At 60.0% G+C, this 25,400-nt stretch carries 22 protein-coding genes; 15 read left to right on the plus strand and 7 right to left on the minus strand.

Annotated elements, in window-relative coordinates; genetic code table 11:
* Positions 1 to 32: 32 nt before the first annotated feature.
* From ACPF9B_RS14405 to queG, 6 genes are all read left to right on the plus strand, one after another.
* Positions 33 to 1,460: an NAD(P)-dependent oxidoreductase gene (locus tag ACPF9B_RS14405; protein ID WP_007206115.1), complete on the plus strand. Its 1,428-nt coding sequence runs from the start codon at positions 33 to 35 to the stop codon at positions 1,458 to 1,460.
* Positions 1,460 to 2,131, plus strand: coding sequence for a hypothetical protein (locus tag ACPF9B_RS14410; protein ID WP_424178277.1), 672 nt, complete (start codon positions 1,460 to 1,462; stop codon positions 2,129 to 2,131). Before ACPF9B_RS14405 ends, ACPF9B_RS14410 begins: the two co-directional genes overlap by 1 nt.
* 64 nt (positions 2,132 to 2,195) lie before the next feature.
* Positions 2,196 to 6,728 carry a glutamate synthase large subunit gene (gene gltB, locus ACPF9B_RS14415; RefSeq protein WP_424180444.1) on the plus strand — a complete coding sequence of 1,511 codons (4,533 nt, stop codon included), beginning with the start codon at positions 2,196 to 2,198 and terminating at the stop codon, positions 6,726 to 6,728.
* Between the two features lie 81 nt (positions 6,729 to 6,809).
* Positions 6,810 to 7,562 (plus strand): monofunctional biosynthetic peptidoglycan transglycosylase, encoded by a 753-nt coding sequence (mtgA, locus tag ACPF9B_RS14420; RefSeq protein WP_424178279.1) that lies wholly within the window; start codon positions 6,810 to 6,812, stop codon positions 7,560 to 7,562.
* Between the two features lie 64 nt (positions 7,563 to 7,626).
* Positions 7,627 to 8,292, plus strand: a complete 666-nt coding sequence (locus tag ACPF9B_RS14425) for a glutathione S-transferase family protein (RefSeq protein ID WP_040483265.1) — start codon at positions 7,627 to 7,629, stop codon at positions 8,290 to 8,292.
* Between the two features lie 66 nt (positions 8,293 to 8,358).
* Positions 8,359 to 9,390 (plus strand): tRNA epoxyqueuosine(34) reductase QueG, encoded by a 1,032-nt coding sequence (gene queG / locus ACPF9B_RS14430; protein ID WP_424178282.1) that lies wholly within the window; start codon positions 8,359 to 8,361, stop codon positions 9,388 to 9,390.
* A gap of 41 nt (positions 9,391 to 9,431) precedes the next feature.
* Here the strand turns inward: queG and ACPF9B_RS14435 are convergent, their stop codons facing one another.
* Positions 9,432 to 10,457: a fatty acid desaturase gene (locus ACPF9B_RS14435; protein WP_040482924.1), complete on the minus strand. Its 1,026-nt coding sequence runs from the start codon at positions 10,455 to 10,457 to the stop codon at positions 9,432 to 9,434.
* A gap of 115 nt (positions 10,458 to 10,572) precedes the next feature.
* Here ACPF9B_RS14435 and ACPF9B_RS14440 point away from each other — a divergent pair, with 115 nt between their 5' ends.
* Both ACPF9B_RS14440 and ACPF9B_RS14445 read left to right on the plus strand, forming a co-directional pair.
* Positions 10,573 to 11,493, plus strand: coding sequence for a DMT family transporter (locus tag ACPF9B_RS14440; protein ID WP_007206108.1), 921 nt, complete (start codon positions 10,573 to 10,575; stop codon positions 11,491 to 11,493).
* Between the two features lie 75 nt (positions 11,494 to 11,568).
* Positions 11,569 to 11,766 (plus strand): hypothetical protein, encoded by a 198-nt coding sequence (locus tag ACPF9B_RS14445; RefSeq protein WP_007206107.1) that lies wholly within the window; start codon positions 11,569 to 11,571, stop codon positions 11,764 to 11,766.
* 42 nt (positions 11,767 to 11,808) lie between these two features.
* Here ACPF9B_RS14445 and ACPF9B_RS14450 read toward each other — a convergent pair whose 3' ends face one another.
* Positions 11,809 to 12,678, minus strand: a complete 870-nt coding sequence (locus ACPF9B_RS14450; protein WP_007206106.1) for a branched-chain amino acid aminotransferase — start codon at positions 12,676 to 12,678, stop codon at positions 11,809 to 11,811.
* A 143-nt stretch (positions 12,679 to 12,821) separates the two neighbouring features.
* On the opposite strand from ACPF9B_RS14450, the gene ACPF9B_RS14455 reads away from it, so the two are divergent.
* From ACPF9B_RS14455 to ACPF9B_RS14485, 7 genes are all read left to right on the plus strand, one after another.
* Positions 12,822 to 13,328, plus strand: a complete 507-nt coding sequence (locus tag ACPF9B_RS14455) for a MarR family winged helix-turn-helix transcriptional regulator (RefSeq protein WP_007206105.1) — start codon at positions 12,822 to 12,824, stop codon at positions 13,326 to 13,328.
* On the plus strand, positions 13,325 to 14,026 hold the full coding sequence (locus ACPF9B_RS14460; protein ID WP_007206104.1) for a response regulator: 702 nt from the start codon (positions 13,325 to 13,327) through the stop codon (positions 14,024 to 14,026). Before ACPF9B_RS14455 ends, ACPF9B_RS14460 begins: the two co-directional genes overlap by 4 nt.
* 83 nt (positions 14,027 to 14,109) lie before the next feature.
* Positions 14,110 to 15,033: a histone deacetylase family protein gene (locus ACPF9B_RS14465; RefSeq protein ID WP_424178286.1), complete on the plus strand. Its 924-nt coding sequence runs from the start codon at positions 14,110 to 14,112 to the stop codon at positions 15,031 to 15,033.
* On the plus strand, positions 15,030 to 15,263 hold the full coding sequence (locus ACPF9B_RS14470) for an exodeoxyribonuclease VII small subunit (protein WP_007206102.1): 234 nt from the start codon (positions 15,030 to 15,032) through the stop codon (positions 15,261 to 15,263). The genes ACPF9B_RS14465 and ACPF9B_RS14470 overlap by 4 nt, the downstream gene beginning before the upstream one ends.
* The gene (locus ACPF9B_RS14475) at positions 15,256 to 16,140 is read left to right on the plus strand and encodes a polyprenyl synthetase family protein (RefSeq protein WP_007206101.1); all 885 of its coding nucleotides are present in this window, start codon (positions 15,256 to 15,258) and stop codon (positions 16,138 to 16,140) included. Before ACPF9B_RS14470 ends, ACPF9B_RS14475 begins: the two co-directional genes overlap by 8 nt.
* A gap of 11 nt (positions 16,141 to 16,151) precedes the next feature.
* Complete coding sequence (gene dxs, locus ACPF9B_RS14480) at positions 16,152 to 18,065, plus strand: 1-deoxy-D-xylulose-5-phosphate synthase (protein WP_424178289.1); 1,914 nt, start codon at positions 16,152 to 16,154, stop codon at positions 18,063 to 18,065.
* Positions 18,066 to 18,135: 70 nt separating this feature from the next.
* Positions 18,136 to 19,548: a methyl-accepting chemotaxis protein gene (locus ACPF9B_RS14485; protein ID WP_424178291.1), complete on the plus strand. Its 1,413-nt coding sequence runs from the start codon at positions 18,136 to 18,138 to the stop codon at positions 19,546 to 19,548.
* A gap of 101 nt (positions 19,549 to 19,649) precedes the next feature.
* On the opposite strand, the gene ACPF9B_RS14490 is transcribed toward ACPF9B_RS14485, so the two are convergent.
* From ACPF9B_RS14490 to ACPF9B_RS14510, 5 genes are all read right to left on the minus strand, one after another.
* Positions 19,650 to 20,426, minus strand: a complete 777-nt coding sequence (locus ACPF9B_RS14490; protein ID WP_424178293.1) for an ion transporter — start codon at positions 20,424 to 20,426, stop codon at positions 19,650 to 19,652.
* Between the two features lie 207 nt (positions 20,427 to 20,633).
* Positions 20,634 to 21,494, minus strand: a complete 861-nt coding sequence (locus ACPF9B_RS14495; RefSeq protein ID WP_424178295.1) for an SDR family oxidoreductase — start codon at positions 21,492 to 21,494, stop codon at positions 20,634 to 20,636.
* 109 nt (positions 21,495 to 21,603) lie between these two features.
* Complete coding sequence (locus tag ACPF9B_RS14500) at positions 21,604 to 23,013, minus strand: exonuclease domain-containing protein (protein WP_424178297.1); 1,410 nt, start codon at positions 23,011 to 23,013, stop codon at positions 21,604 to 21,606.
* Positions 23,013 to 23,537, minus strand: a complete 525-nt coding sequence (locus tag ACPF9B_RS14505; protein WP_007206095.1) for a hypothetical protein — start codon at positions 23,535 to 23,537, stop codon at positions 23,013 to 23,015. The genes ACPF9B_RS14500 and ACPF9B_RS14505 overlap by 1 nt, the downstream gene beginning before the upstream one ends.
* Positions 23,538 to 23,563: 26 nt before the next feature.
* The gene (locus ACPF9B_RS14510) at positions 23,564 to 25,399 is read right to left on the minus strand and encodes a DUF294 nucleotidyltransferase-like domain-containing protein (RefSeq protein ID WP_424178299.1); all 1,836 of its coding nucleotides are present in this window, start codon (positions 25,397 to 25,399) and stop codon (positions 23,564 to 23,566) included.
* Position 25,400 lies beyond the last annotated feature (1 nt).

Below are 25,400 nucleotides of genomic sequence, written 5' to 3' on the forward strand. Positions count from 1 at the left end.
AACCAAGTCTGCGCTTGGATGGGAGGACGGCAATGGCTGGCCAAAAAATGTTGAAATTCACCACCGTTCACCGGGACATGCCCGAAAAACGGCTACCTGATTTGCGCAAGCAGGATTTCAACGAAATCTATGCCGAATACGCGCGTGACAAGGCTGCCGAACAGGCCAGCCGGTGTTCGCAATGCGGCGTTCCTTATTGTCAGACCCATTGCCCGCTGCACAATAATATCCCTGACTGGCTGCGCCTGACCGCCGAAGGCCGGTTGCAGGAAGCCTATGAAATTTCGCAGGCCACCAACACTTTCCCCGAGATTTGCGGCCGCATCTGCCCGCAGGACCGTCTGTGCGAAGGCAATTGCGTGATCGAACAATCCGGCCATGGCACGGTCACGATCGGTTCGGTGGAAAAATACATCACCGATATGGCGTTTGAAAACGGCTGGGTGCAGCCGATCCGCCCCCATGCAGAACGCGCCGAAAGCGTGGGCATCATCGGCGCTGGTCCCGGTGGTCTGGCCGCCGCGGATATGCTGCGCCGTCAGGGCGTGCAGGTCACGGTCTATGACCGCTATGACCGTGGCGGCGGGTTGATGACCTATGGCATCCCCGGTTTCAAACTGGAAAAAGACATCGTGATGCAGCGCATGGCGCAGCTCGAGGATGGCGGCGTGCAATTCGTGCTGAATTGCAACGTGGGCGAGGATTTGTCATTCGACGCGATCCGCGGCAAGCATGATGCCGTGCTGATCGCCACCGGCGTTTACAAGACCCGCGATCTGCCCGATTCCAGCGCCGAAGGCATTGTGAACGCCCTTGATTACCTGACGGCCAGCAATCGCAAATCCTTTGGCGATGAGGTGCCGGAATACGACAGCGGCGCGCTGAATGCTGCAGGCAAGCGCGTTGTCGTCATCGGTGGTGGCGACACGGCGATGGATTGTGTGCGCACCGCGATCCGGCAGGGTGCCGAAAGCGTGAAATGTCTGTATCGCCGTGACCGTGCCAACATGCCCGGATCGCAACGCGAAGTCGCTAATGCGGAAGAAGAAGGCGTCGAATTTGTTTGGCTGTCTGCACCGCTTGGGTTTGAAGGTGATGCCGTATCCGGCGTGAAGGTGCAGAAAATGCGCCTTGGCGCGCCTGATGCGACTGGTCGCCAGATGCCAGAGGTGATTGCCGGTGCCGATTACATCGAAGAGGCCGATCTGGTGGTCAAGGCGCTTGGCTTCGAGCCAGAGGATGTTCCCACCCTCTGGGGCGTGCCGGAACTGGCCGTGACCCGCTGGGGCACGATCAAGGCGGATTTCACCACCGGCAAAACCAGCCTCGACGGTGTCTATGCCGCCGGTGACATCGTGCGCGGCGCGTCACTGGTCGTCTGGGCGATCCGTGATGGGCGCGATGCGGCGACAGCGATCCTCGATTATCTCGGGCAATCCGCATCGGTCGCGGCAGAATAATGGCAAAGCTGCTTTCAGCGCTGATCGTGTTCATGGTCGCGGCCCCGGTCGCGGCGCAGCAAAGCTTTGCGCCGCCGCAGGGCTGCACTGGCAAGCTGACCGTGCAGCACCGCAATTGCGTTATGGTCAATGTCTGGACCTGTGATGCGGACCCCGCTGGTGATCAATGGCTGGCCCTGATCGGACAAAACGGGGTGTTCAGCGTGCAGCGCGTTGATGACCAGTTCCAGTGGCTGGAAAGCTATAAAACGACAGGCACCGAAATGTTGCAGCTGCCTGCACCCGATCCCGCGTCATTAACAGAATTGTTCGCAGCACAAATCGATACTTGGGATTTCACCGTTGATACCGATGCGGGCACAGAACGGCATGTCGGTTTTGACATGCTGACCGGTGAAACAATCGTTATCGACGGTGAAACCCTGCTTGTGACCGAATTCCAGGGCCGCACAACCGATGCCGATGGCAACGAGATTTACGCAGGGTCCGGTCGCCAATATGTCAGCGAAACGCATCGGTTGTTTTTTCTGGGCGAAGGTTGGGAAGATGTGACACCCGATCAGGTCACAGATTCTTCGCCCGTCGAATTCATCTATCCTGGCGAGGCCGGGTTTTTCACCGACCAGCCCCGTTACGAATGCAATGTGATTGAATCCGGGTTCCGGCCGTAGCGCCACGCCCCTGCCAAATATTCTCGGCCGCGCAAGCGGTGCCGACCCACCGAAGGAGATTATGATGACAACCTATGACCAGACCTGGGTAGCGGCAGAAGAAGCCAAGCGCAAATGGATGGCCGAAAATGGCATGTACCGCGATGATGACGAACACGCCTCCTGCGGTGTGGGTTTGGTTGTGGCGATCGACGGCACGCCGTCACGCGATGTCGTTGAAAAAGGCATCAACGCACTAAAAGCGATCTGGCACCGTGGCGCTGTCGATGCCGACGGCAAGACTGGCGACGGTGCGGGTATCCATTTGCAGATTCCCGTTCCGTTCTTTTACGATCAAGTTCGCCGTACCGGTCACGAACCCGACGATGACAAGATGATCGCAGTGGGTCAGGTGTTTCTGCCCCGCACCGATTTTGGCGCACAAGAGCGCTGCCGGACCATCGTGGAATCCGAAGTCTTGCGCATGGGTCACTATATTTACGGCTGGCGCCATGTGCCGGTGAACACCGAAGTTCTGGGCGAAAAGGCCAATGCCACCCGCCCGGAGATCGAACAGATCCTGATCCGCTGCGAAAAGGACATGACCGAAGAAGAATTCGAGCGCGAGCTGTATATCATCCGCCGCCGCATCGAAAAGGCCGCCGCTGCCGCGCAGATCGCGGGCATCTATCTGTGCTCGCTGTCCTGCCGGTCGGTCATTTACAAAGGAATGATGCTGGCCGAGCAGGTCGCCGAGTTTTACCCCGACCTGATGGACGCGCGGTTCGAGAGCGCCTTTGCGATCTATCACCAGCGTTATTCGACCAATACGTTCCCGCAATGGTCGCTGGCGCAGCCGTTCCGCATGCTGGCCCATAACGGCGAGATCAACACGCTCAAGGGCAACGTCAACTGGATGAAAAGCCATGAAATCCGCATGGCGTCGGGCGCGTTCGGTGACAAGGCAGAGGATATCAAACCGATCATCCCGTCGGGTGCGTCCGATTCCGCCGCCTTGGATTCGGTGTTCGAGGTGCTGGTCCGTGCAGGCCGCAACGCGCCGATGGCAAAAACCATGCTGGTGCCAGAGGCATGGTCGCAACAGGCCGTGGAAATGCCACAGGCCTGGCAGGACATGTACGGGTATTGCAATGCGGTCATGGAACCATGGGACGGCCCCGCTGCGCTGGCCATGACGGATGGTCGCTGGGTCTGTGGCGGGCTTGACCGCAACGGTCTGCGTCCTTTGCGCTATGTCGTCACCGGTGATGGCCTGTTGGTGGCTGGCTCCGAGATGGGCATGGTTCCCGTGGACGAAGCAACCGTCATCGAAAAAGGCGCGCTTGGCCCCGGTCAGATGATCGCTGTCGATATGCTCGAAGGGCGGCTTTACCGCGACCGCGAGCTCAAGGACAAACTGGCCGCTGCCCAGCCATTCAGCGATTGGGTGGAAAAGGTCGTGGACCTGAACAACCTGATGCGCGATATGCCCGAAAAGGCGCTGTTCGACGGTGCAGAGCTCCGCAAACGGCAGGTCGCAGCAGGCTATTCCATCGAAGAACTGGAACAGGTGCTCGCGCCCATGGCCGAAGATGGCAAGGAAATGATCGCCTCGATGGGCGACGACACGCCATCTGCCGTGCTGTCGACGACCTATCGTCCGTTGTCGCATTTCTTCCGTCAGAATTTCAGCCAGGTCACCAACCCGCCGATCGACAGTTTGCGCGAAAGCCGCGTGATGAGCCTGAAAACGCGGTTCGGCAACCTCAAGAACGTGCTGGACGAAGATTCGTCACAGACCGAAATTCTGGTGCTGGACAGCCCGTTCATTGCGAATGCCGAATTTGACGAAATGGTACGCCAATTTGGTGACAGCGTGGCGTTTATCGACTGTACATTCGCGGCGGGGCGGGGTGCATTGAACGCAGGCCTGCAACGCATCAGGGCCGAGGCAGAAGATGCCGTGCGCTCTGGTGCCGGCCATCTGGTCCTGACTGATCAGCACCAATCGGCTGACCGTGTGGCGATGCCGATGATCCTTGCGACATCTGCTGTGCATTCTGGGCTGACGGGCAAGGGGCTGCGCACCTTCTGTTCTGTCAACGTCCGCTCGGCGGAATGTATCGACCCGCATTATTTCGCCGTGCTGATCGGCTGTGGTGCGACCACCGTCAACGCCTATCTGGCGCAGGATTCGATTGCCGATCGTCTGCGGCGCGGGTTGATCGACGGCACCCTGACCGAGGCCGTGCGCCGCTATCGTGCGGCTGTTGATGCGGGTCTGCTGAAAATCATGTCCAAGATGGGTATTTCGGTCCTGTCCTCCTATCGCGGTGGTCTGAACTTCGAGGCTGTGGGCCTGTCGCGCGCCATGGTCGCCGAATATTTCCCCGGCATGCATAGCCGCATTTCCGGCATCGGTACGACCGGGATTCAGGCCAAGGCCGAAGAGGTCCATGCCAAGGGCTGGAAAGGCGGCAGCGATGTGTTGCCCATCGGCGGGTTCTACAAGGCGCGCAGGTCGGGTGAAAAACACGCTTGGGAAGCGCAGACCATGCATATGTTGCAGGCCGCCTGCAATAATGCGTCCTATGCGCTCTGGCAGCAATATTCCAAATCGATGCAGGCCAATCCACCGATCCATCTGCGCGATCTGCTGGCGATCAAACCGCTTGGGGCGCCTGTGCCAATCGAAGAGGTCGAAAGCATCACCGCGATCCGCAAACGGTTCGTGACACCTGGCATGTCCTTGGGTGCTTTGTCGCCCGAGGCGCATAAGACGCTGAACGTCGCAATGAACCGAATCGGCGCGAAATCCGACAGCGGCGAAGGCGGTGAAGACCCAGCGCATTTCGTGCCGGAACCCAATGGCGACAATCCATCTGCCAAGATCAAGCAGGTGGCATCAGGCCGGTTTGGCGTGACGGCGGAATATCTGAACGCCTGCGAGGAACTGGAAATCAAGGTCGCCCAAGGCGCCAAGCCCGGTGAAGGCGGGCAATTGCCCGGCATGAAAGTGACCGAGCTGATCGCACGCTTGCGCCATTCGACCAAAGGCGTGACGCTGATTTCACCGCCGCCACACCACGATATCTATTCGATCGAGGATCTGGCGCAGCTGATCTATGACCTCAAGCAGATCAACCCGCGCGCCAAGGTGACGGTGAAACTCGTCGCATCCTCCGGCGTCGGCACGATTGCGGCGGGCGTGGCCAAGGCCAAGGCCGATGTGATCCTGATTTCGGGTCATAACGGCGGCACCGGCGCATCGCCCGGCACCTCGATCAAATATGCGGGTCTGCCATGGGAAATGGGCCTGACAGAAGCGCACCAAGTGCTGGCCATGAACAATCTGCGCGACCGCATCACCTTGCGCACCGATGGCGGTTTGCGCACCGGGCGCGATATCGTCATGGCGGCGATGCTGGGGGCCGAAGAATACGGCATCGGCACCGCTGCGCTGATCGCGATGGGCTGTATCATGGTGCGCCAGTGCCAGTCCAACACCTGCCCTGTCGGTGTTTGTACGCAGGACGACGCCCTGCGCGCAAAGTTCACCGGCAATGCCGAAAAGGTGGTGAACCTGATCACCTTCTATGCGACCGAAGTGCGCGAAATCTTGGCCAGCATTGGGGCACGCAGCCTTGATGACGTGATCGGGCGGGCGGATCTGCTGACGCAGGTTTCGCGCGGTTCGGCGCATCTGGATGATTTGGACCTGAACCCGCTGCTGATCACTGTCGATGGCGCGCATAACATCCGGTATGACCGCCACCGCCCGCGCACCGCGGTCGATGATACGCTTGATGCCCAGATCGTGCAGGATGCCGCGCGTTTCCTGAACGATGGCGAAAAGATGCAGCTGGATTACGCGGTGCAGAACACGTTACGCAGCATTGGTACCCGCACATCGAGCCACATCGTGCAGAAGTTCGGGATGCGCAACGCGCTGCAACCCGACCATCTGACGGTAAAACTGCGCGGATCGGCGGGGCAATCCTTGGGCGCTTTTGCAGCACCGGGGCTGAAGCTTGAGGTGTCAGGCGACGCCAACGACTATGTGGGCAAGGGGTTGTCGGGAGGGACTATCGTCGTGCGTCCGCCGATGATCAGCCCGCTGGTCGCATCAGAAAACACGATCATCGGCAATACGGTGCTTTATGGTGCGACTGCGGGCTATCTGTTTGCCGCTGGCCGTGCGGGTGAAAGGTTCGCCGTGCGCAATTCCGGCGCGCATGTCGTGATCGAAGGCTGCGGCACTAATGGCTGCGAATACATGACCGGTGGTGTCGCGGTGATCCTTGGCAGCATTGGCGCCAACTTTGGCGCGGGCATGACCGGCGGTATGGCCTATCTTTACGATCCCAAGGGGATGTCTGCCCCGCTGATCAACATGGAATCGCTGGTCACTTGCCCCGTGACGGTCGCGCATTGGCATGACCAGCTGAAAGACCTGATCATACGGCATGCCAAGGAAACCGGCAGCCGCAAGGCTGCGGACATCCTGCAACATTGGGATTTGGAGAAAGCCAATTTCGTGCAGGTCTGCCCGAAAGAAATGCTGATCAACCTTAAGCATCCGCTGACCATCGCGCAAACTGCGATTCCGGCAGAATAATGGCGACGCCCCGCGCTGAATTCAGTCGCGGGGCGCGCCCTTTGCTTGACCCTGCCGGTCGGCTTGTGGCTATACAGGGCGATGGCAGACACCCCCAAACCCCCCAAGCGCCGCGCGCGTAAATCCACCCGCGACACAGCGGCAAAGAAACCGGGCCTTCGGCACCGGGTTTTGCGCGCTGCGCGGCGGGCGCTGGTGTGGGGTGGCGTGGGGATCGCGGGCTTTGTTCTGGTCTGGACGCTGCTTTATGCGCTGATCAATCCGCCGACCAATGCCTATATGCTGTCCGAGGGCCGCAGGCTTGGCGGGGTGCAGCAGGATTGGGTGCCGATGGGCGGGATTGCGCCTGTCATGGCGCGGTCAGCTGTTGCAGCCGAAGATGCGAATTTCTGCCTGCATTGGGGGCTGGACGTGAACGCAATCCGTGATGCGATGGAAAACGGGCGGGGCGGGGCATCGACCATTAGCCAGCAGGTCGTCAAGAACTTGTTTTTATGGCATGGTCGGTCCTGGGCCCGCAAATCCATTGAGGCCGTCTGGACCCCCGTGATCGAAGTTTTGTGGAGCAAGCGGCGCATCCTTGAAATCTATCTCAACGTGGCGGAGTTCGACACGGGCGTGTTCGGCGTGCAGGCCGCAGCGCGGCATTATTTCGGCGTCGATGCCGGTGATCTGACCGCGACACAGGCGGCACGTCTGGCCGCGATCCTGCCTGCGCCCAAGGAGCGGTCTGCATCTAACCCCAGCAGTTTTACCCGCAACCGGGCCGCGCAGATCATGCAGGGCGCCGATACCATCGCGGCGGATGGCCGCGCGGAGTGCTTTGAACGATGAGGCAGGCATTGAACCCCGCGACCTGTTGCGGCATGGAAGTTCCATTGTCCAAGTCAGGTTTGCCATGAACACGCTCTACCATTATCCGCTGTCGCCCTTTTCGCGCAAAGTCCGGCTTTGCCTTGCTGAAAAGAAGATCGAGGTCGGTCTGGTCGAGGAACGATATTGGGAGCAAAGCCCCGAATTCCTGCGTCGCAACCCTGCCGCCAAGGTGCCGGTTCTCAAGATGAACGGGCGGTTGATGTCGGAAAGCACGGCGATCTGTGAATACCTTGAAGAAGTGTACCCCACCCCGCCACTAATGCCGCGTGACGCAGAAGGCCGGTATGAGGTGCGTCGCTTGGTCGGTTGGTTTGATGACAAGTTCTATCATGAGGTCACATTCAAGCTGACGGGCGAACGCGTTTATCGCAAGGTGATGGCGCGCGGCTATCCCGACAGCGCCAATGTCAAAGCGGGTGCGCGCGCTATCAAGTTCCATCTGGATTACATGGCGCATCTGCTGGAACACCGCCGTTGGCTGGCGGGCAATGACATGACGCTGGCGGACTTTGCGGGGGCGGCGCATCTGTCCTGTCTTGATTACACCAGTGATGTTGATTGGAACCGGCATGAGGTGGTCAAGGATTGGTATGCCAAGATCAAGTCCCGCCCCGCGTTCCGGTCCTTGCTGGCCGATGAGGTGCCGGGCTTTCAGCCCGCGGCGCATTATGCCGATCTGGATTTTTAAGAAGGGGCTCTGCCCCCTTGCCCCCAAAGGGGCAATTTCCCCGAGATATTTTTGCTCGGAAGATCGATGAAGGATCGTCTGAAAGATTTTGCGCTTGAGGCCGGTTTTGCCAAGATCGGTATCTGCCGTCCCGATGCCGTGCCTGAGATGGCCGAACGGCTGGCCACCTTTGTGGCGGACGGCCGCCATGGCCAGATGGCGTGGATGGCGGACCGGATGCAGTGGCGCGGCGATCCCACGGCGCTTTGGCCCGCGGCGCGGTCTGTCATCATGCTGGCCGAGGTCTATACCCCCGACCATGATCCGCTTGCTGTGCTGGACGAACGCGACCGCGCCGCGATCAGCGTTTATGCGCAGGGGCGTGATTACCACGATGTCGTCAAGAAGAGATTGAAAGTTGTAGGCCGCTGGTTGATCGACCAGGTGCCGGAGGCCGAGATCAAGGTTTTTGTCGATACAGCCCCCGTGATGGAAAAGCCGCTGGCGCAGGCGGCGGGGTTGGGGTGGCAAGGCAAGCATACCAACCTTTTGGGTCGTGATCTGGGCAACTGGGTGTTTTTGGGCGCTATTTTTACCACCGTTGCGTTGGAGCCTGATACACCCGAAATCAGCCATTGCGGGTCCTGCACCGCCTGTCTGGATATTTGTCCGACGCAGGCCTTTCCCGCACCTTACCAATTGGATGCGCGGCGCTGCATTTCCTACCTGACCATCGAGCACAAGGGGCCGGTGGACCCCGACCTGCGCCGTCTGATGGGCAACCGGATCTATGGCTGTGACGATTGCCTGGCAGTCTGTCCCTGGAACAAGTTCGCAGCGTCGGGTCGTGATGCACGGCTTGCCGCGCGCGATGATTTGCTGGCCCCGCCCTTGGCAGAGCTGGCACAACTGGATGATGCCGCCTTTCGCGCCCGTTTTGCCGGATCGCCCATCAAGCGGATCGGGCGGGACCGCTTCGTGCGCAATGTCGCCTATGCGCTAGGCAATTCCGGTGATCCGGCGATGGCGGCACACCTGTCGCATCTGGTTGATGATCCGGATGCAACCGTGGCCGATGCCGCGCGCTGGGCTGTTTTGCGGCTGCAGAGGGCAGGTTGATAGCCTTGAGCTACCCACCATGACCACCCCGAGGTGGATGTTCAGGCGGCGGCGCGGCGCGCGGCGGCAAAAGATACCAGCCGCCGTGATTTTTCATCCCAGAGATCAAGACTTGCGCATTTGAGGCTTTGCAGCAGTGTCATGCGGCTGCATTCAACAAGATCCTGATGGTCTCGCAGCACCTCGGTCAAACGATAGAACGGGATGCGGCTATAAAGATGATGCACATGGTGAATGCCGATATTCGCGGTGAACCAGCGCAGGATCGGGGGCAGGTCGTAATGTGAACTGCCGTGCAGAGCCGCGTCATGCAGCTGCCAGTCATCGGCAGCGTCCCAATGCGTCGTCTCGAACTGGTGCTGCACATAGAATAGCCAGACCCCTATGGATGCGGCGATCAATGTCGTGGGCAGGAACACCAGAAACAACGCCGCGAAACCGCCGACATAGCCGATCACTGTCAATAGAACTGCGACGGCAAGATTGGTTCCCATAGCGCTGACCCAATATTTGCTTTCGCGCTGCATCCGGCCATGTGGCATGCGGTTTTGCAGAAAAAAGATATAGGTTGGCCCAAGCCCGAACATCACCAGCGGATGCCGGTAGGCGCGGTACAGAAAACGCCCGAACGGCGTGCGCTGGTGGTATTCCTCGACCGTCAGGGTCATCACGTCGCCGATGCCGCGCTGATCCAGATCGCCCGCATGGCTGTGGTGGATCGAATGAGTCCGTCGCCAGACGTCATAGGGCGTCAGAGTGACAACACCCAAAGCCCGCCCGATCCAGTCGCTGACCTTGCGGTTGCCAAAGAACGACCCGTGCCCGCAATCATGCTGGATGCAGAACAGCCGCAGCAGGAACAGCCCGTTCAGCGCCGAGATCAGCAAAGCACCGATATAGCTGAATTGGGATACCCAGACTGCAAGTACCCACAACAGGATGAACGGGATCAGGCTGACCGCCAATTCAAAGCTGCTGCGCCAGTTGTTTGGCTCGCGGTATTGCGCAAGCACATGCACCCAGTCGCGTGCGGTCATGGTGGAAGGGCGGTCTGTGGTTCTGCTCATATTGTTCTTCTTGTCCCGTTTCGTAAGCGGTAACCGAGCCGGAGCGAGAAGCAAGCGAAAAGGGCTTCATTGTGTCAATGCGCCGCCATAGTGTCACGACAAAAAGGGGAACGCCATGCAGCCGCTTAAGGGAATTGTCTTCAAGGTCGTGTCGGTCTGCATGTTCATGGCAATGGCCGGGCTGATCAAGGCCGCGTCGGAAACTGTGCCACCGGGGCAGGCGGTGTTCTTTCGGTCGTTTTTTGCCTTGCCGATCATTTTTGGCTGGCTGGCCCTGCGCGGTGAATTGCGGCACGGCTGGAAAACCACGAATACTGTGGGTCATTTCTGGCGCGGTCTGGTCGGTACCTCGGCCATGGGATTGGGGTTCGCCGGTCTGGGCCTGCTGCCTTTGCCCGAGGTGACAGCGATTGGCTATGCTGCCCCGCTGTTGGTGGTCATTTTCGCCGCGATGTTTCTGAACGAGGATGTGCGCGCCTTTCGCCTGTCTGCTGTGGCGCTGGGCATGATTGGCGTGCTCGTCGTGCTGTCGCCGCGCCTGTCTGTGGGCGCGTCGCTGAACACGGCCGAAACCTTGGGCGCGGTCGTCGTGCTGATGGGGGCGGTGCTGACCGCTTTGGCGCAGGTTTTCGTGCGTAAACTGGTGGCCACTGAAACAACCTCGGCCATCGTGTTGTGGTTCACTGTCACATCATCCTTGCTGGCGCTGCTGACGATTCCCTGGGGCTGGGTCACCCCCACATGGCCCATCGCGGCACTCTTGGTCATGGCGGGGCTGTTGGGCGGGGTCGGGCAGATTTTCCTGACCTCCAGCTACCGCTTTGCCGATGCGTCGTTGGTGGCCCCTTTTGACTACACCTCGATGATTTTGGCGTTGGCCATCGGCTATTTCATCTTTGACGAAGTCCCGACCGGCACGATGTTGATCGGGGCGGGCATCGTCATCCTTGCTGGCGTGCTGATCATCTGGCGCGAACGCAAATTGGGCCTACAGCGCGCGCAGCAGCGCAAAGCAACAGGCAACATGGGAAGTTGAGCACAGCCATAAAGGTTATGAATAGAGCGCGCATCTGTGCTATCATTGAAGTCCGCAACCGAAAAGGAGGAGTCGATGAAACATCCACTTGATCGTGCGAAATCAGGGTCCAATGACGAATTGCAGCGGGTAATTGGCCTGAAGAAGGATGCCTTGCCACGCCGCACCACGCTTGATCTGCAAAAGCGGCCCCGTAGCCATGTCACTGAGCGCCGCACGACTGAATTCGTGCGGATCGCCCGCGAAGAAGAAACTGCGATCTGGCAACGCTAGATGTGAAAAAGGGCGCCGTTTGGCGCCCTTTGTATTGTCCGCCTAGGCACGGACCAGTTTTTCATAATCCGCAGCGATGTCACGGGTCAGTGCGCCGACCTCGAAATTATAATCGCCGATCTGGCCCACCGGCGTGACCTCGGCCGCGGTGCCGGTCAGCCAGCATTGCTGGAAGCCTTCCAGCTCGTCCGGCATGATCACGCGTTCATGTACGGTGATGCCCTTGTCGCGCAGCATGCCGATCACGGTCTGGCGGGTGATCCCGTTCAGGAACGCATCAGCAGCGGGTGTATGCACTTCGCCATCCTTGACGAAGAACAGGTTGGCGCCCGTCGCCTCTGCCACATAGCCGCGATAATCGAACATCATGGCATCCGAACAGCCTTTGGCTTCGGCGGCGTGTTTGGACATGGTGGCGATCATGTAAAGGCCGGCCGCCTTGGCCTGGCTGGGTGCGGTTTCGGGGCTGGGGCGTTTCCATTTTGCGATGTCGAGCTTGGCACCACGGGTTTTCGCATCGCCGTAATAATTGCCCCATTCCCAGACAGCGACTGCCAGATGCACAGGATTGCGTGCGGCAGCCACGCCCATATCCTCGCCCGAGCCGCGCCAAGCGATGGGGCGGACATAGGCGTCTTTCAGGCCGTTGGCATCAAGCGCTGCCTGTTTCGCGGTCTCGATTTCATCCACGGAAAACGGGATCTGGAAATCGATCAGCTGACCAGATTTGATCAGACGTTCGGAATGTGCGCGGGATTTGAAAATCTTGCCGTTGTAGCAACGTTCGCCTTCGAACACTGAAGAGGCATAGTGCATCGCATGTGTCAGGATATGCACATTGGCATCGCGCCATTCCACAAGTTTGCCGTCCAGCCAGATCTTGCCGTCTCTGTCGTCGTATGCGCCTGCCATGGTTCCTCCACACTTTGCAATTATGTCGCAACAAGGTCCGTTTCGGATATAAAGTTGCGCAATTTCCCCAAATCGCTAACAGTTGATTCTTGGAATGTCAATAAAGCTGACGTATTGTCGGACGGGTAACAAGGGAGGACAGGATGGCCGAAGGCGCGCGACCCCAGATGGGGCAAAACCTGCTGTTCCTGACGGATGAACAGTTGCGCAAGGGGATCGAGGCGATGTTTTTCGCCTATCGCGGCTTCACGGCTGATCCCGACCGTATCCTTGCGCAGAAATCCTATGGCCGCGCCCATCACCGGGCATTGCATTTCATTCACCGCAGCCCCGGCACGACGGTCAACAACCTGTTGTCGATACTTGGTGTTACAAAACAATCGCTTAATCGTGTGTTGCGCAGCCTGATCGAGGACGGTCTGGTCATCAGCAGCGTCGGCAACAAGGACAAGCGCGAACGCCATCTACACCTGACACCCGCCGGTGCCGTGCTGGAACGCGCCTTGTCGGACGCTCAAAGGGACCGGATGCGCGCCGCGTATCGTGCGGCCGGACCTGCTGCCGTGGTCGGTTTCCGGCAGGTGCTGGAGGCGATGATGGACCCCGAGGCGCGCCAGCATTACGAGGCGATGAAGGACAAACCTGAATGAGTGCTGACGATGCCCACCTGTTGATCGTCGATGATGACGCCCGTATCCGCAGCTTGTTGCAGAAATTCCTGATGCGCGCGGGCTTTCTGGTGACAACGGCGCGTGATGCCGCCCATGCCCGCCGTGTGTTGGCGGGGCTGGAATTTGATCTGATCGTGCTGGATGTGATGATGTCTGGCGAGGGCGGGGTTGCGCTATGCCGTGATTTGCGCCGGACGATCACGACGCCGATCATGCTGCTCACCGCCAAGGGTGAAACGATGGACCGTATCACTGGGCTGGAAGCGGGGGCGGATGATTATCTGGTCAAGCCGTTCGAGCCTAAGGAGTTGTTGTTGCGGATCAACGCGATCTTGCGCCGCGTCCCCGCTGCCGAACCCGTCGCGATTTTGCCCAAGGTGCTGCATATGGGGCCTGTGCGCTATGACATCGAACGTGGTGAAATGTGGCACGGCACAAACCTAGTCCGGCTGACCGCGACCGAAAGTCAGCTGATGCGCATATTTTCGGGCCGTCCGGGAGAGCCTGTCACCCGCACCAAGCTGGTTGAGGAATTGAGCCGGTCCGGCGGTCAGACGCAGGAGCGCGCGGTTGATGTCCAGATCACCCGCCTGCGTCGCAAGATCGAAATCGACCCCAAACAGCCAAGGTTTCTGCAAACTGTCCGCGGCGAAGGGTATATGCTGGCACCGGAGTAGACTTTGATGCGCTCCGCGCGGGGAGTATTTTGGGAAATAAGAAGGTGGTTGAGGTTTCGCATGGAATTGGGTTCTTTGGGAGCATGACAACTGCGCTGATCTTTCATGATGATTGCCATGGCCATGTGACCCCGCCCGGCCATCCCGAACAGGTGGCGCGGCTTGATGCCGTGCTGGGTGCGCTTGCGGGGATGGATATGATGCGCGTTAAGGCGCCATTGGCGGCCCAGGATGATCTGTTGCGCGCGCATCCACAGGCGCATCTGGATGCTTTGCATGCCGCAGCACCCGAAACTGGGTGGCACGCACTGGATGCCGATACGCATATGTCGCGCGGCACGCTGGCAGCGGCTTACCGCGCAGCCGGGGCGGTCGTGCTGGCAGTCGATCTGGTCATGGCGGGCGATGTCGCGAACGCCTTTGCCGCCGTCCGCCCGCCTGGTCATCATGCCGAGCGCGAGACGCCGATGGGGTTTTGTTTTTTTGGCAATGTCGCGGTCGGGGCGAAACATGCGCTGGACCATCATGGGCTGGCCCGCGTCGCCATCGTGGATTTTGATGTGCATCACGGCAATGGCACACAAGATCTGGTCGAGGATGATCCGCGCATCTTGTTCTGTTCCACGCATCAATCGCCGCTCTATCCGGGCACGGGCGCGGCTGATGAAACCGGTGTTGGCAATGTGTTGAACGTGCCTTTGCCTGCAGGCACTGGGTCAAGGACCTTTCGCGACGTGATGGACCGCGTGGTGCTGCCCCGTGTCGATGCCTTTGCGCCAGAGTTGATCCTGATTTCGGCGGGGTTCGATGCGCATCGCGATGATCCGCTGGCGGGGTTGGAATTAACTGAGGATGATTTTGCATGGGTGACCGCGCGCCTGTGCGATCTGGCGGACAGCCATTGCCACGGCAGGGTGGTGTCGGCGCTGGAAGGCGGCTATGACCTGCCGGCGCTGGGCGCATCCGCGGCAGCCCATGTCAGGATTTTGGAGGAAAGAGGCCGATGACCGAAGTTGACCAGATGAGTTTCGAAGACGCTATCAAAGAGTTGGAAACCGTCGTGGGCCAGCTGGAGCGTGGCGATGTCGCGCTGGACCAGTCCATCGCGCTGTATGAGCGTGGCGCCGCGTTGAAGGCCCGCTGCGAGGCGAAACTGAAAGAAGCCGAAGAAAAGGTCGCCCGCATCACTTTGGGCGAGAATGGTCACCCGACAGGGACAGCGCCGCTGGATGGTTGACCTGATCACGCGGCGACCGCTGCCTGACGCCTTGGCGCAGGCCGCCCGGATCGCGACCCAGATGATAGAGGCGCAGCTGTCGGACCTGTCAGGACCTGTGCCGGACGCGATGATTTATGCCGCGCGCGGCGGCAAGGCATTGCGCGCCTTTCTGGCGATCGAGACGGCCCGTCTGCATGGTGTGCCGCCGCAGGTGGCGGCCCATGCGGCGGCGGCGATCGAGTGTATCCACGCCTATTCGCTGATCCATGATGATCTACCCTGCATGGATGACGACGACCTGCGCCGTGGCCAACCTACGGTGCATAAGCGTTGGGACGAAGCGACGGCCGTGCTGGCGGGGGATGCCTTGCAGGCGCTGGCGTTTGAACTCTTGGGCAGGCTCGATTGTGCGGATGCGGCAAAGCTCGATCTGACGCTGAGCTTGGCGCAGGCGGCAGGCGTGCGCGGCATGGTGGGCGGGCAGGCAGCGGATATCGCGGCGGAAACGGCGGATGTGCCGCTGACGCTGGACCAGATCATCGCCTTGCAGGCGGGCAAGACCGGCGCGTTGATGTCATGGGCCGCCCTTGTCGGGCCGCGCATGGCGCTGGCCGATCAAGCGGCCCTGCGCCTCTATGGCGATTGTCTGGGCCTTGCCTTCCAGATTGCTGACGATGTGCTGGATGTGACCGGTGACGCCGCCCTTGTTGGCAAGGCATTGGGCAAGGACGCAGCGGCGGGCAAAGCAACCTTCGTGTCGCTTCTTGGGCTAGATGGGGCGAAACGCCGCGCTGTCGATCTGGTCACGCAAGCTTGCGATGCGCTATCTGATTATGGCGATGATGCCGAAACATTAAAGGACGCCGCACGTTTTGTGACCGCGCGCACGCATTAGGAAGGGTCGCCATGTCGGACCAGCCCAACACCCCGCTTTTGGACAAGGTCCAGACCCCGGCCGATATGAAATCGCTGTCGGATGCGCAGTTACGCACGCTGGCCGATGAATTGCGCGCAGAAACGATCGCCGCCGTGTCCGTGACAGGCGGGCATCTGGGGGCGGGGCTTGGCGTGGTGGAAATGACCGTGGCGCTGCATGCCGTGTTCGATGCGCCCAAGGACAAGATCATCTGGGATGTGTCGCACCAATCCTATCCGCACAAGATTTTGACAGGCCGGCGCGACCGCATCCGCACGATCCGTACCGAAGGCGGTTTGTCGGGCTTCACCAAAAGGTCGGAAAGCCCCTATGACCCGTTCGGTGCCGCGCATTCCAGCACGTCGATTTCGGCGGCGCTGGGGTTTGCCGTGTCGCGTGATCTGGGCGGTGATCCGGGCGATGCGATTGCCATTATCGGGGATGGCGCGATTTCGGCTGGTATGGCCTATGAGGCGATGAACAATGCGGGCCATCTGGGCAAGCGGCTGATCGTTATTCTGAACGACAACGAGATGTCGATTGCCCCGCCGGTGGGGGCGATGTCGTCCTATCTGTCGCAGCTCTATGCCGGTGCGCCGTTTCAGGAATTCAAGGCCGCTGCCAAGGGGGCGGTGTCGTTGCTGCCCGAGCCGTTCCGCGAAGGGGCCAAGCGGGCCAAGGATGTGCTCAAGCATATGACGGTGGGCGGCACCTTGTTCGAGCAATTGGGCTTTTCCTACGTTGGCCCGATTGACGGGCATGACATGGACCAATTGCTGTCTGTCCTGCGCACGGTCAAGGCGCGCGCCGATGGCCCGATCCTGATCCATGCGATCACGAAAAAAGGTAAGGGCTATGCCCCAGCCGAACACGCCAGCGACAAGGGGCATGCCACCGCAAAATTCGACTTGGTCACTGGCCAACAGGCCAAGGCACCCAGCAATGCCCCCAGCTATACATCCGTCTTTGCCGAAAGCCTGCTGAAACATGCAGCCGCCGATCCGCGTATCTGTGCCGTGACCGCCGCCATGCCCGATGGCACGGGTCTGTCGAAATTCATGGAACGCTATGCCAGCCGGTGTTTTGACGTCGGTATCGCCGAACAACATGCTGTCACCTTTAGCGCGGGTCTGGCTGCTGGCGGGATGCGCCCGTTCTGTGCGATCTATTCGACCTTTCTGCAGCGCGGCTATGATCAGATCGTCCACGATGTCGCGATCCAGCGGCTTCCGGTGCGTTTCGCTATCGACCGTGCTGGGCTGGTGGGGGCGGATGGCGCGACACATGCGGGGTCGTTTGATGTGGCGTTCCTTGCCAATCTGCCGGGTTTCGTGGTGATGGCCGCTGCGGACGAGGCTGAACTGGTCCGCATGGTCGCCACCGCTGCCGCCTATGACGACGGCCCCATCGCGTTCCGGTTTCCGCGTGGCGAAGGTGAGGGGGTCGAGGTTCCTGAAAACGCCGCCCCGCTGGAGATTGGCAAAGGCCGCATGATCCGCGAAGGCACACAAGTCGCGATCCTGTCCTTCGGCACACGTCTGTCCGAAGTGATGAAGGCTTGCGAGACGCTGGAAGCCAAAGGCATAAAACCGACCGTCGCGGATGCGCGTTTCGCAAAACCGCTGGACCGCGACCTGATCCTGCAACTGGCGGCGGATCACGATGCGCTGATCACCGTCGAAGAAGGGGCTGTGGGTGGTTTTGGCAGCCATGTCGCGCAATTGCTGGCGGATGAAGGCGTTTTTGACCACGGGTTGCGGTTCCGGTCCATGGTGCTGCCTGACACGTTCATTGATCAGGCCAGCCCCAAGGCGATGTATGATGTGGCGGGGATGAATGCTGCGCATATCGAGGCAAAAGTGCTGGAGGCGCTGGGCATCGCCCGTCTGGAGAAACGCGCCTAAGGCAAGCGGGTCTTAACGGATCATTGTCGGTTTCAGTCTAGGTTGGGGAACATCAGCACGGGAATCGATGATGAAAGATCTGCAACAGGATATGCCTGAACAAGACAAGTCCGACGCGCTGATGGCAGATCTTGCGCGGCGTTTGGGTGATCTTTCTATCGATATCGCCAGGGTGTCAGGCCATGTTGACGATACGTCTCAACAGGTTGGGCAGCAATCGCGCACTGGCATAGAACTCGCGCAGCGGGTTGATCATATTTCCAGCCGCGCACAGGCGGTCCTGACCTCGGCCGAGGCGGCGCAGGCGATATCGGCCAAGGCCGAAGAAAACGCGCAAGAAAGCGGCAGCAAACTGCAATCGATGGTGGCCGATGTGGCGGCCTTGATCGACATGGTCACACATATCGCAGGCCAGTTCGGCAGTTTGCAGAACACATTGACCAGCGTGGCGCGCGTTTCGGGCGAAATTGGTGAAATTTCACGCCAGACGAACCTGCTATCGCTGAATGCTGCGATCGAGGCGGCGCGCGCCGGGGCGCATGGACGCGGTTTCATGGTGTTGGCGCGCGAGGTGAAAGACCTGTCGCAGACCACGCGCGAGGCGACCGAAGAAATCGCCAGCACGATCACGACGCTTGATCGTGAACTGGCCGGACTTCGTGGTGAAACTGCTCGCGCGCTGGACAGTGCGAGCGTGATCCGGACACAGATCGACGATGTCAGCACATTGGTCGAAAACATGCCGCGCGTTATGGGTACTGTGATAGCGGCGCAACGCGATATCGTCGGTGCCTCGACTAGCATCGCGACGGAAATCGTGCAGATGAAATCGGGCATCGATGAATTGTCGGAGGGGATCGCCGCATCCGACCAAAGCCTCGCAAACGCGCGTGAGAAAATGCGCGACCTGACGAACAGTTCCGAAACGCTGACAGCGATGACAGCGTTGATCGGGTTGGAAACGATTGACACGCCCTACATCACGGCGGCGCAGGATCTGGCACAGCGGATCAGCGCGCGGTTCGAACAGGCCGTCCAAGGCGGAGAAGTGGCGCTGGCCGATCTTTTCGACCGCGATTATCGCCCTGTTCCCGGCAGTAACCCTGCGCAGGTGGTTTTACGCTGTGTGCGGTTTACCGACCGGGTGCTGCCCGCGCTTCAAGAACCGCTGCTGACGCTTTCGGACCGCGTCGTATTTTGCGCGGCGGTCAATGCCGACGGATATCTGCCTACGCATAACGTCAAGTTCAGCCAGCCACAGCGCCCCGATGATCCCGATTGGAACGCCGCCCACTGCCGCAACCGCCGCATCTTTAACGACCGTGTGGGGTTGGCCGCTGGGCGCAGTACGCGCCCGTTCTTGCTGCAGGCTTATCGGCGGGACATGGGTAACGGAACCTTTGCGATGATGAAGGACGTCTCGGCCCCGATCATGGTCAACGGACGTCATTGGGGTGGGGTGAGGCTGGCGTATCTGGTGTGATCCGCCGACTGCTATATGCGGTGTCGTGCCGGTAACAGGGCATGTTGGCGGGCAGCACTGAAATCCGATCCCATCGGGGCGGTTTGCCTGTCCAGTTCAGATCACTTGCCCGCCTGATCCAGTCGCTGTTCAATGGCGGCGAGCTTGGCTAACACTTCGTCACGATAGGCATCGGTGGCAGCATTGCCTTCTTCGGCATGGGCGTCCTGCATGGAATTGACGATCAGACCGACCAGCAGGTTCACCACCGCGAAGGTCGTCATCATGATGAAGGGGATGAAAAACGCCCAGGCATAGGGATAGACTTCCATCACTGGACGGACGATGCCCATCGACCAGCTTTCCAGCGTCATGATCTGGAACAACGAATAGCCCGATGCGCCCAAGGTCCCGAACCATTCGGGAAAGCTGTTGCCGAACAATTTGGTCGCCATGACGGCGCCGATGTAGAACACGATCCCCATCAGCAAAAAGACCGACCCCATGCCCGGCAAAGCGGTAACAAAACCTTCGACCACGCGGCGCAGCGATGGCACCACCGAAATGACGCGCAGCACGCGCAGGATGCGCAAGGCCCGCAGCACCGACAGCGCGCCATTGCCCGGCACCAGTGAGATGCCGACGATGATGAAATCAAATATGTTCCAGCCACTCCGAAAGAACCGTGGCCCATAGGCAAAAAGTTTGACCGCAAGTTCGGCCACAAAGATCGCAAGGCAGATCTGATCCAATAACAGGATTAGACCGCCCGCCCGTGCCATCACGTTATCCGACGTCTCTAGCCCCAGAATGATCGCGTTAAAGACGATCACGCCAAAGATGAATTGCCCTACCGCGGGTCGGTCAAGAAAGGCGGATGTTCTGGCGCGCAAATTCATGGGCATACCCTTGCGAAAATCTTGCCTTCATATGAGCGTTCGAGCACAAAACAGCAAGTGGGACTGCTTATGTCGGGACTTAGCATAGCAAAAAAAATGGCAGATTTGGATCCCATATCTCTACCATAGGGTGAAATTTTTTGATTTCAGGTTTTCATAACACCGATAAGATACCGCAGATCATCCATGCGGATATCGCCTTGGTGGTCAGGTACCGTCTTCCTGCACCAGCAATGCCTGCAGGCCGCGGCGATAGTCAGGATAGATCAGCCGCACGCCCAGTTCATCCTTGATCCGGTCGTTCCGTACCTTCTTGCTTTCGGCATAAAAGCTGCGCGCCATCGGTGTCATTTCCGCGGTGGCGAAATCCTGAGCGGGGGGGAGCGGCAGGCCAAGCAGCTCGGCGGCATAGCCTATCACGTCTTCGGGTGGGGCGGGATCATCATCACAGACATTGTAGATAGCGCCCGGATTGGGCCGCGCGATGGATGCCGCCAGCACCTGCGCGATATCGGCGACATGGGTGCGGCTGAACACCTGCCCCGGCTTGATGATCCGCCGCGCGCTGCCGTCGCGTACTTTGGCGAACGGGCCGCGCCCCGGCCCGTAGATCCCTGCAAGCCGGAAAATATGCAGCGCCAGATCGGGAATAGTGGCCCACGCTGCTTCTGCCTGCACCCGGGCGATGCCGCGTTTTGTGGCGGGCGTCAGGGGGGTCGTCTCGTCAACCCAGTCGCCGGCGTGGTCGCCGTAAACCCCTGTTGTTGACAGATAGCCGACCCAGGCGAATTGGCCGGCACGGGCCGTAATTTCGGCCTGTAGCTGTGCCAGCACTGGGTCGCCGTTGTCGTCTGGCGCGGCCGAGACCAGCAGATGGGTGGCAGCATCAAGCGCTGGACGCATGTCCGCACCGGGCCAGATTCGCGGCTCTATTCCGGCCTGATGCAGGCGCGCGGCCTTATCCTCTGACCGTGTTGTGCCGATGATCCGCCAGCCCTGTGGCAGCAATATCCGCGCGAGCGTATCCGCGCTAAAGCCGTGTCCGAATGATAAAAGCGTTTGGGTCATAAGGCTTGGTGCCGCAGTGCGAGACCGTGTGCAAGGCCCCAAAATGGCGATAGCACGGCACGAACGATTGTTTTGATCGTGCAGGCCGGCGGCGGGTTCGCGCGAACCGCTATGTGTTCATGTCTGGCAGCAGGCGCTTGTGCTTGCGGATTTCGGCCACCACCGCGCCAAAGGTGGTCAGCCCGCGCGCCTCTAGCATGGGGATCATCCGCAGGAATATGTCGCGTGTGGCAATCGCATCGCCAATCGCGGTGTGCCGGTGTTTGTCCAGTAATTCGATGCCCAGCCTTTTAGCCAGCTCGTCCAGCGTATGCCCTTCGGTGATCCCGAACAGCACGGCAGACAAAAGCACTGTGTCCAGCACCGGATGATCGAATTTCATCCCAATTTTTGGCGCGTAGCGGTGAAAGAACGACAGATCGAACGGTGCGTTATGCGCGACCAGCACGGCATCGCGGGCGAAGCTGTGAAATTTGCGGCCTGCATGCACCATGTCGGGGGCGTCTTTCACCATGGCGTCGGTGATCCTGTGGACGGCGGTTGAACTGGCAGGGATCGGCCGGCCAGGGTTTACGAGCAGGTCCAGCACCTCGCCCGGCGCTTGTTGTCCGTTCACGACACGCAGCGCGCCGATTTGCACCACCTCGTCCTTGTTGGGCAGAAAGCCGGTCGTTTCGGTGTCAAAGACCACATAGGTCAGGTCGCGCAGGGGCACGTCCTGAATATCGCGGGTCTCTGTGCGCGTGGTCATCGCGAAATCGAACACGACAGGGCGGGCGGGGCTGGCCTCTCTGGGAACCGGAAAGCTGAGCATATAGCCCTGATCTCGCCCCAGATTGTGCAGGCTGACATCCAGCAGGCGTGCGCCATCTGCGGTGGCGATCTGCTGGTCCAGCGTCGCCTGTCCGCTGCGGGCAAGATTGGCCAGGGCGGCGCGCAGATAAGTTTCGTCAAAATAGTCAAAGATCTTTTGCCTCAGCCCCAGATGGTGCTGGTCGTCCAGCATCAGGGCGGCATGGCCATCGTAAAGAGCGATCCGGTGGTCGGGGCTGACCATCAGCACGGCGGCCGGAATAGCCGACAGGATGCGCGTCAGATGTTCGCGTTCGGTCGCGAGCTTGCTGGTATAGCGCGCGAGGTTGGCATCAGCCTCGGCGCGCGCAGAGGCCAGTCGCGATGTCAGCGCCGCTGCCCCTTTGGCCAGATCGCCCAGATGGCGCGCTGTCTCCGCGTCGATGCCGCGGTGCATGTCTGTTGCGGCATGCGCCTGCATCGCTGCGGCCAGCCGCTCCATCGGATGCACGACCATGTCATCGAAAACCAACCACATCACCGCAACAAAGCCAAAAATCCCGAACCCGCCGATAATCCCTGCAGTGATGAAGGCTTGCCGCGCTTCGGGCTGTTCCAGCCGTGCCTCGGCCAGCACTAGAGCAGCCGCCAAAACACCAATGCTGCCAAAGGCCAGCAAGGCGAAGAAAGCAAGCGTGCGCTGGCGTGGGCGAAGCCGGCCCAGCATCAGATCGGCCCTGCGCAGACCAATGCCGTTGCCGGATCGTCAAGGCCGGTCTGGTCCCATCGCGGGACTCGTACGGTGCCGTCCTCGTTAAACATAGCATTATCCTGCAGCAGGGCAGTCCGCCCTTGTGCGCAATCGAACAGGGCGCTGCGCAATTGCATTGGCTGCCAACGCTGGAAAAAGACGACGTTGGCCAGCCGCATGTCGGGTGCATTCGCATTGCGCTGCACGCCCGCCACATCAACCGCAGCAAAGCGGTTCACATAAGGTATAACATAGGTCCAAGGGCTGAACGGCGCGGAATAATCCGCGGTCGAGATCACCTCGAAACCAGCGGGCAGCAGCGTTAACGTCCTTGGATACCAGCGGTATTCGTTGGTCAGGCTCATCACAATCATGCCTGTACCGGCAAATGCAGGGACGACCCAGCGCGGCAGGCGGCGCCCGCTCAGCCGGTTGAGGATCAGCGCAACACCTGCAGCGGCAAAGCCTGCGGCGACGATGGTGATGATATCGACATACATTCTTGGGTCCTTTGGTTGTTGTCGCTTCAGCCGATGATGCCAAGTCCCTGTGTAACAGCGGATTGCATCGTGCGCACCACGACGAAAGCATCGCGCAGATGGCTGCGTTCGAATTCGGACAGCACGTTGGGTGACATAAAGTTGCCGGGTTTGGCCCCTGCACGGATCAGCATCGCCTGATGGTCCAGCCGTGCCTGTGCGATCAGATCATAGGCGTCCAATAGGTCATGCCCGCCCGATTGGCTGATCTGGCCGGCCCCATGCGCGCTGGCGATCCGTGCGCGGGTGTTGATGCTGTCCAACTGTCCGCGCAAAGCATAGATCCGGCCCAGATCGACAATCGGGATCACCCCGTTCATTTTCATGTCGATATGGTGCTTGTGTTCGCCGCTGCGCAGGGTCGTAAAACCGCGCAACAGCCCCAGCGGCGGCGTGTGTTTCAGCGAATTTGACACCATATGCGCGACAAAGATCGAGTTGCGCGCTGCCTGTGCCAATGTTTCGCGGTGCAGATCCGCGAACAGCGACCTTGTGCCGCCGATGGGGCGCAGGTCGAGCATCACCGAGGCCAGCATCTGCGCCTCGGCATTGGGTGTGTCGATCCAGCGGCGGAAATACCTGCGCCAGACGCGCACCGGCTGGCACCACCGCGGATTGGTCGCCATCATGTCGCCGGGGCAATAGAAATATCCGGCCTTGCTCAGCCCGTCGCTGACGAATTTGGCCAGATCTGCAAAATAGGGCATATCGGCATCGGTCACGCTGTCATCCAGCATCAGGCAATTGTCCTGATCCGAAATGCCAGTCTGTTCCTGCCGCCCCTGCGATCCGCAGGCCAGCCACAGATAGGGCACTGGCGGTGGCCCGAGATTTTCCTCGGCCAGTGTCAGCAGGCGACGAGTGATCGCATCGGCGATATCGGTGATCAGGCGGGTGACGGTCTCATGCCGGTTGCCCGCGCCGACCAGTTGCACCAACAATTGCGGAATGCGGGCGCTGACGCCGGCCATGTCGTCCGCTGTGGTGGCGCGCACAACGTCATGCACAAGCGATGCAGAATTGGTCGCCTGAAACCGGGTCAGGTTTGTCTGGGTGACGATCCCAACCAGCCTGCACTGATCGACGATCGGCACATGGCCGAACCGGCGTTCCATCATCATATGCAATACGTCCGACCCGATGGCCGATGGTGGCAAGGTTTCGGGGTTTGCCGTCATGATCCGGCTGACGGGTAATCCCGTGTCCAGCCCTTCGGCCACGACGCGGTTGTTGATGTCATGCAGCGTCACGATTCCGGCCAGCCGTGTGCCTGCCATCACGGGCAGGCAGGATATCCGGTACTGGCGCATCAGCTTGGCGACGGCAGTGATCGTGTCGTCCGCGGTGCAGGTGACAGGATCAGCGGCCATCAGTTGATCGACACGGGTTTCGGTCAACGTGGCGGGGCGGGTGGCATCGGCATCATTGCGGGTGCGGCCACGGGTAAAGAAACGGTGCGCGCCTGCATTCGCGGCAATCAGGGCATGAAAATCATCCGTCGGCAGCAACAGCAATTCGCCATCGCTCAGTGCGCGGGCATGGGTGCCGGTGGTGCCGTCGCGCATCAGCCCGCGTTCGCCAAAGGAATTGCGGCTGCCCAGATGCGAAACGATCTCGCCGTTTTCGGTGGTGATCTCGACCTCGCCGTCAAGGATGATGTACAGCCCTTCGCAGGGGGTCCCGAAGGCATAGATCACATCGCCCGGCGCCATTGGCACGCGAATAAACTGCGTCAGCACATTCTGAAAATCGACATCTGGCAGACTGTCATAAGGGTGGATCGACAAAAGAAACCGGCGCAGATCAAGCATGGATCGGGGCATC

The sequence above is a fragment of the Yoonia sp. TsM2_T14_4 genome, assembly GCF_049602355.1.
Lineage (GTDB): Bacteria > Pseudomonadota > Alphaproteobacteria > Rhodobacterales > Rhodobacteraceae > Yoonia > Yoonia vestfoldensis_A.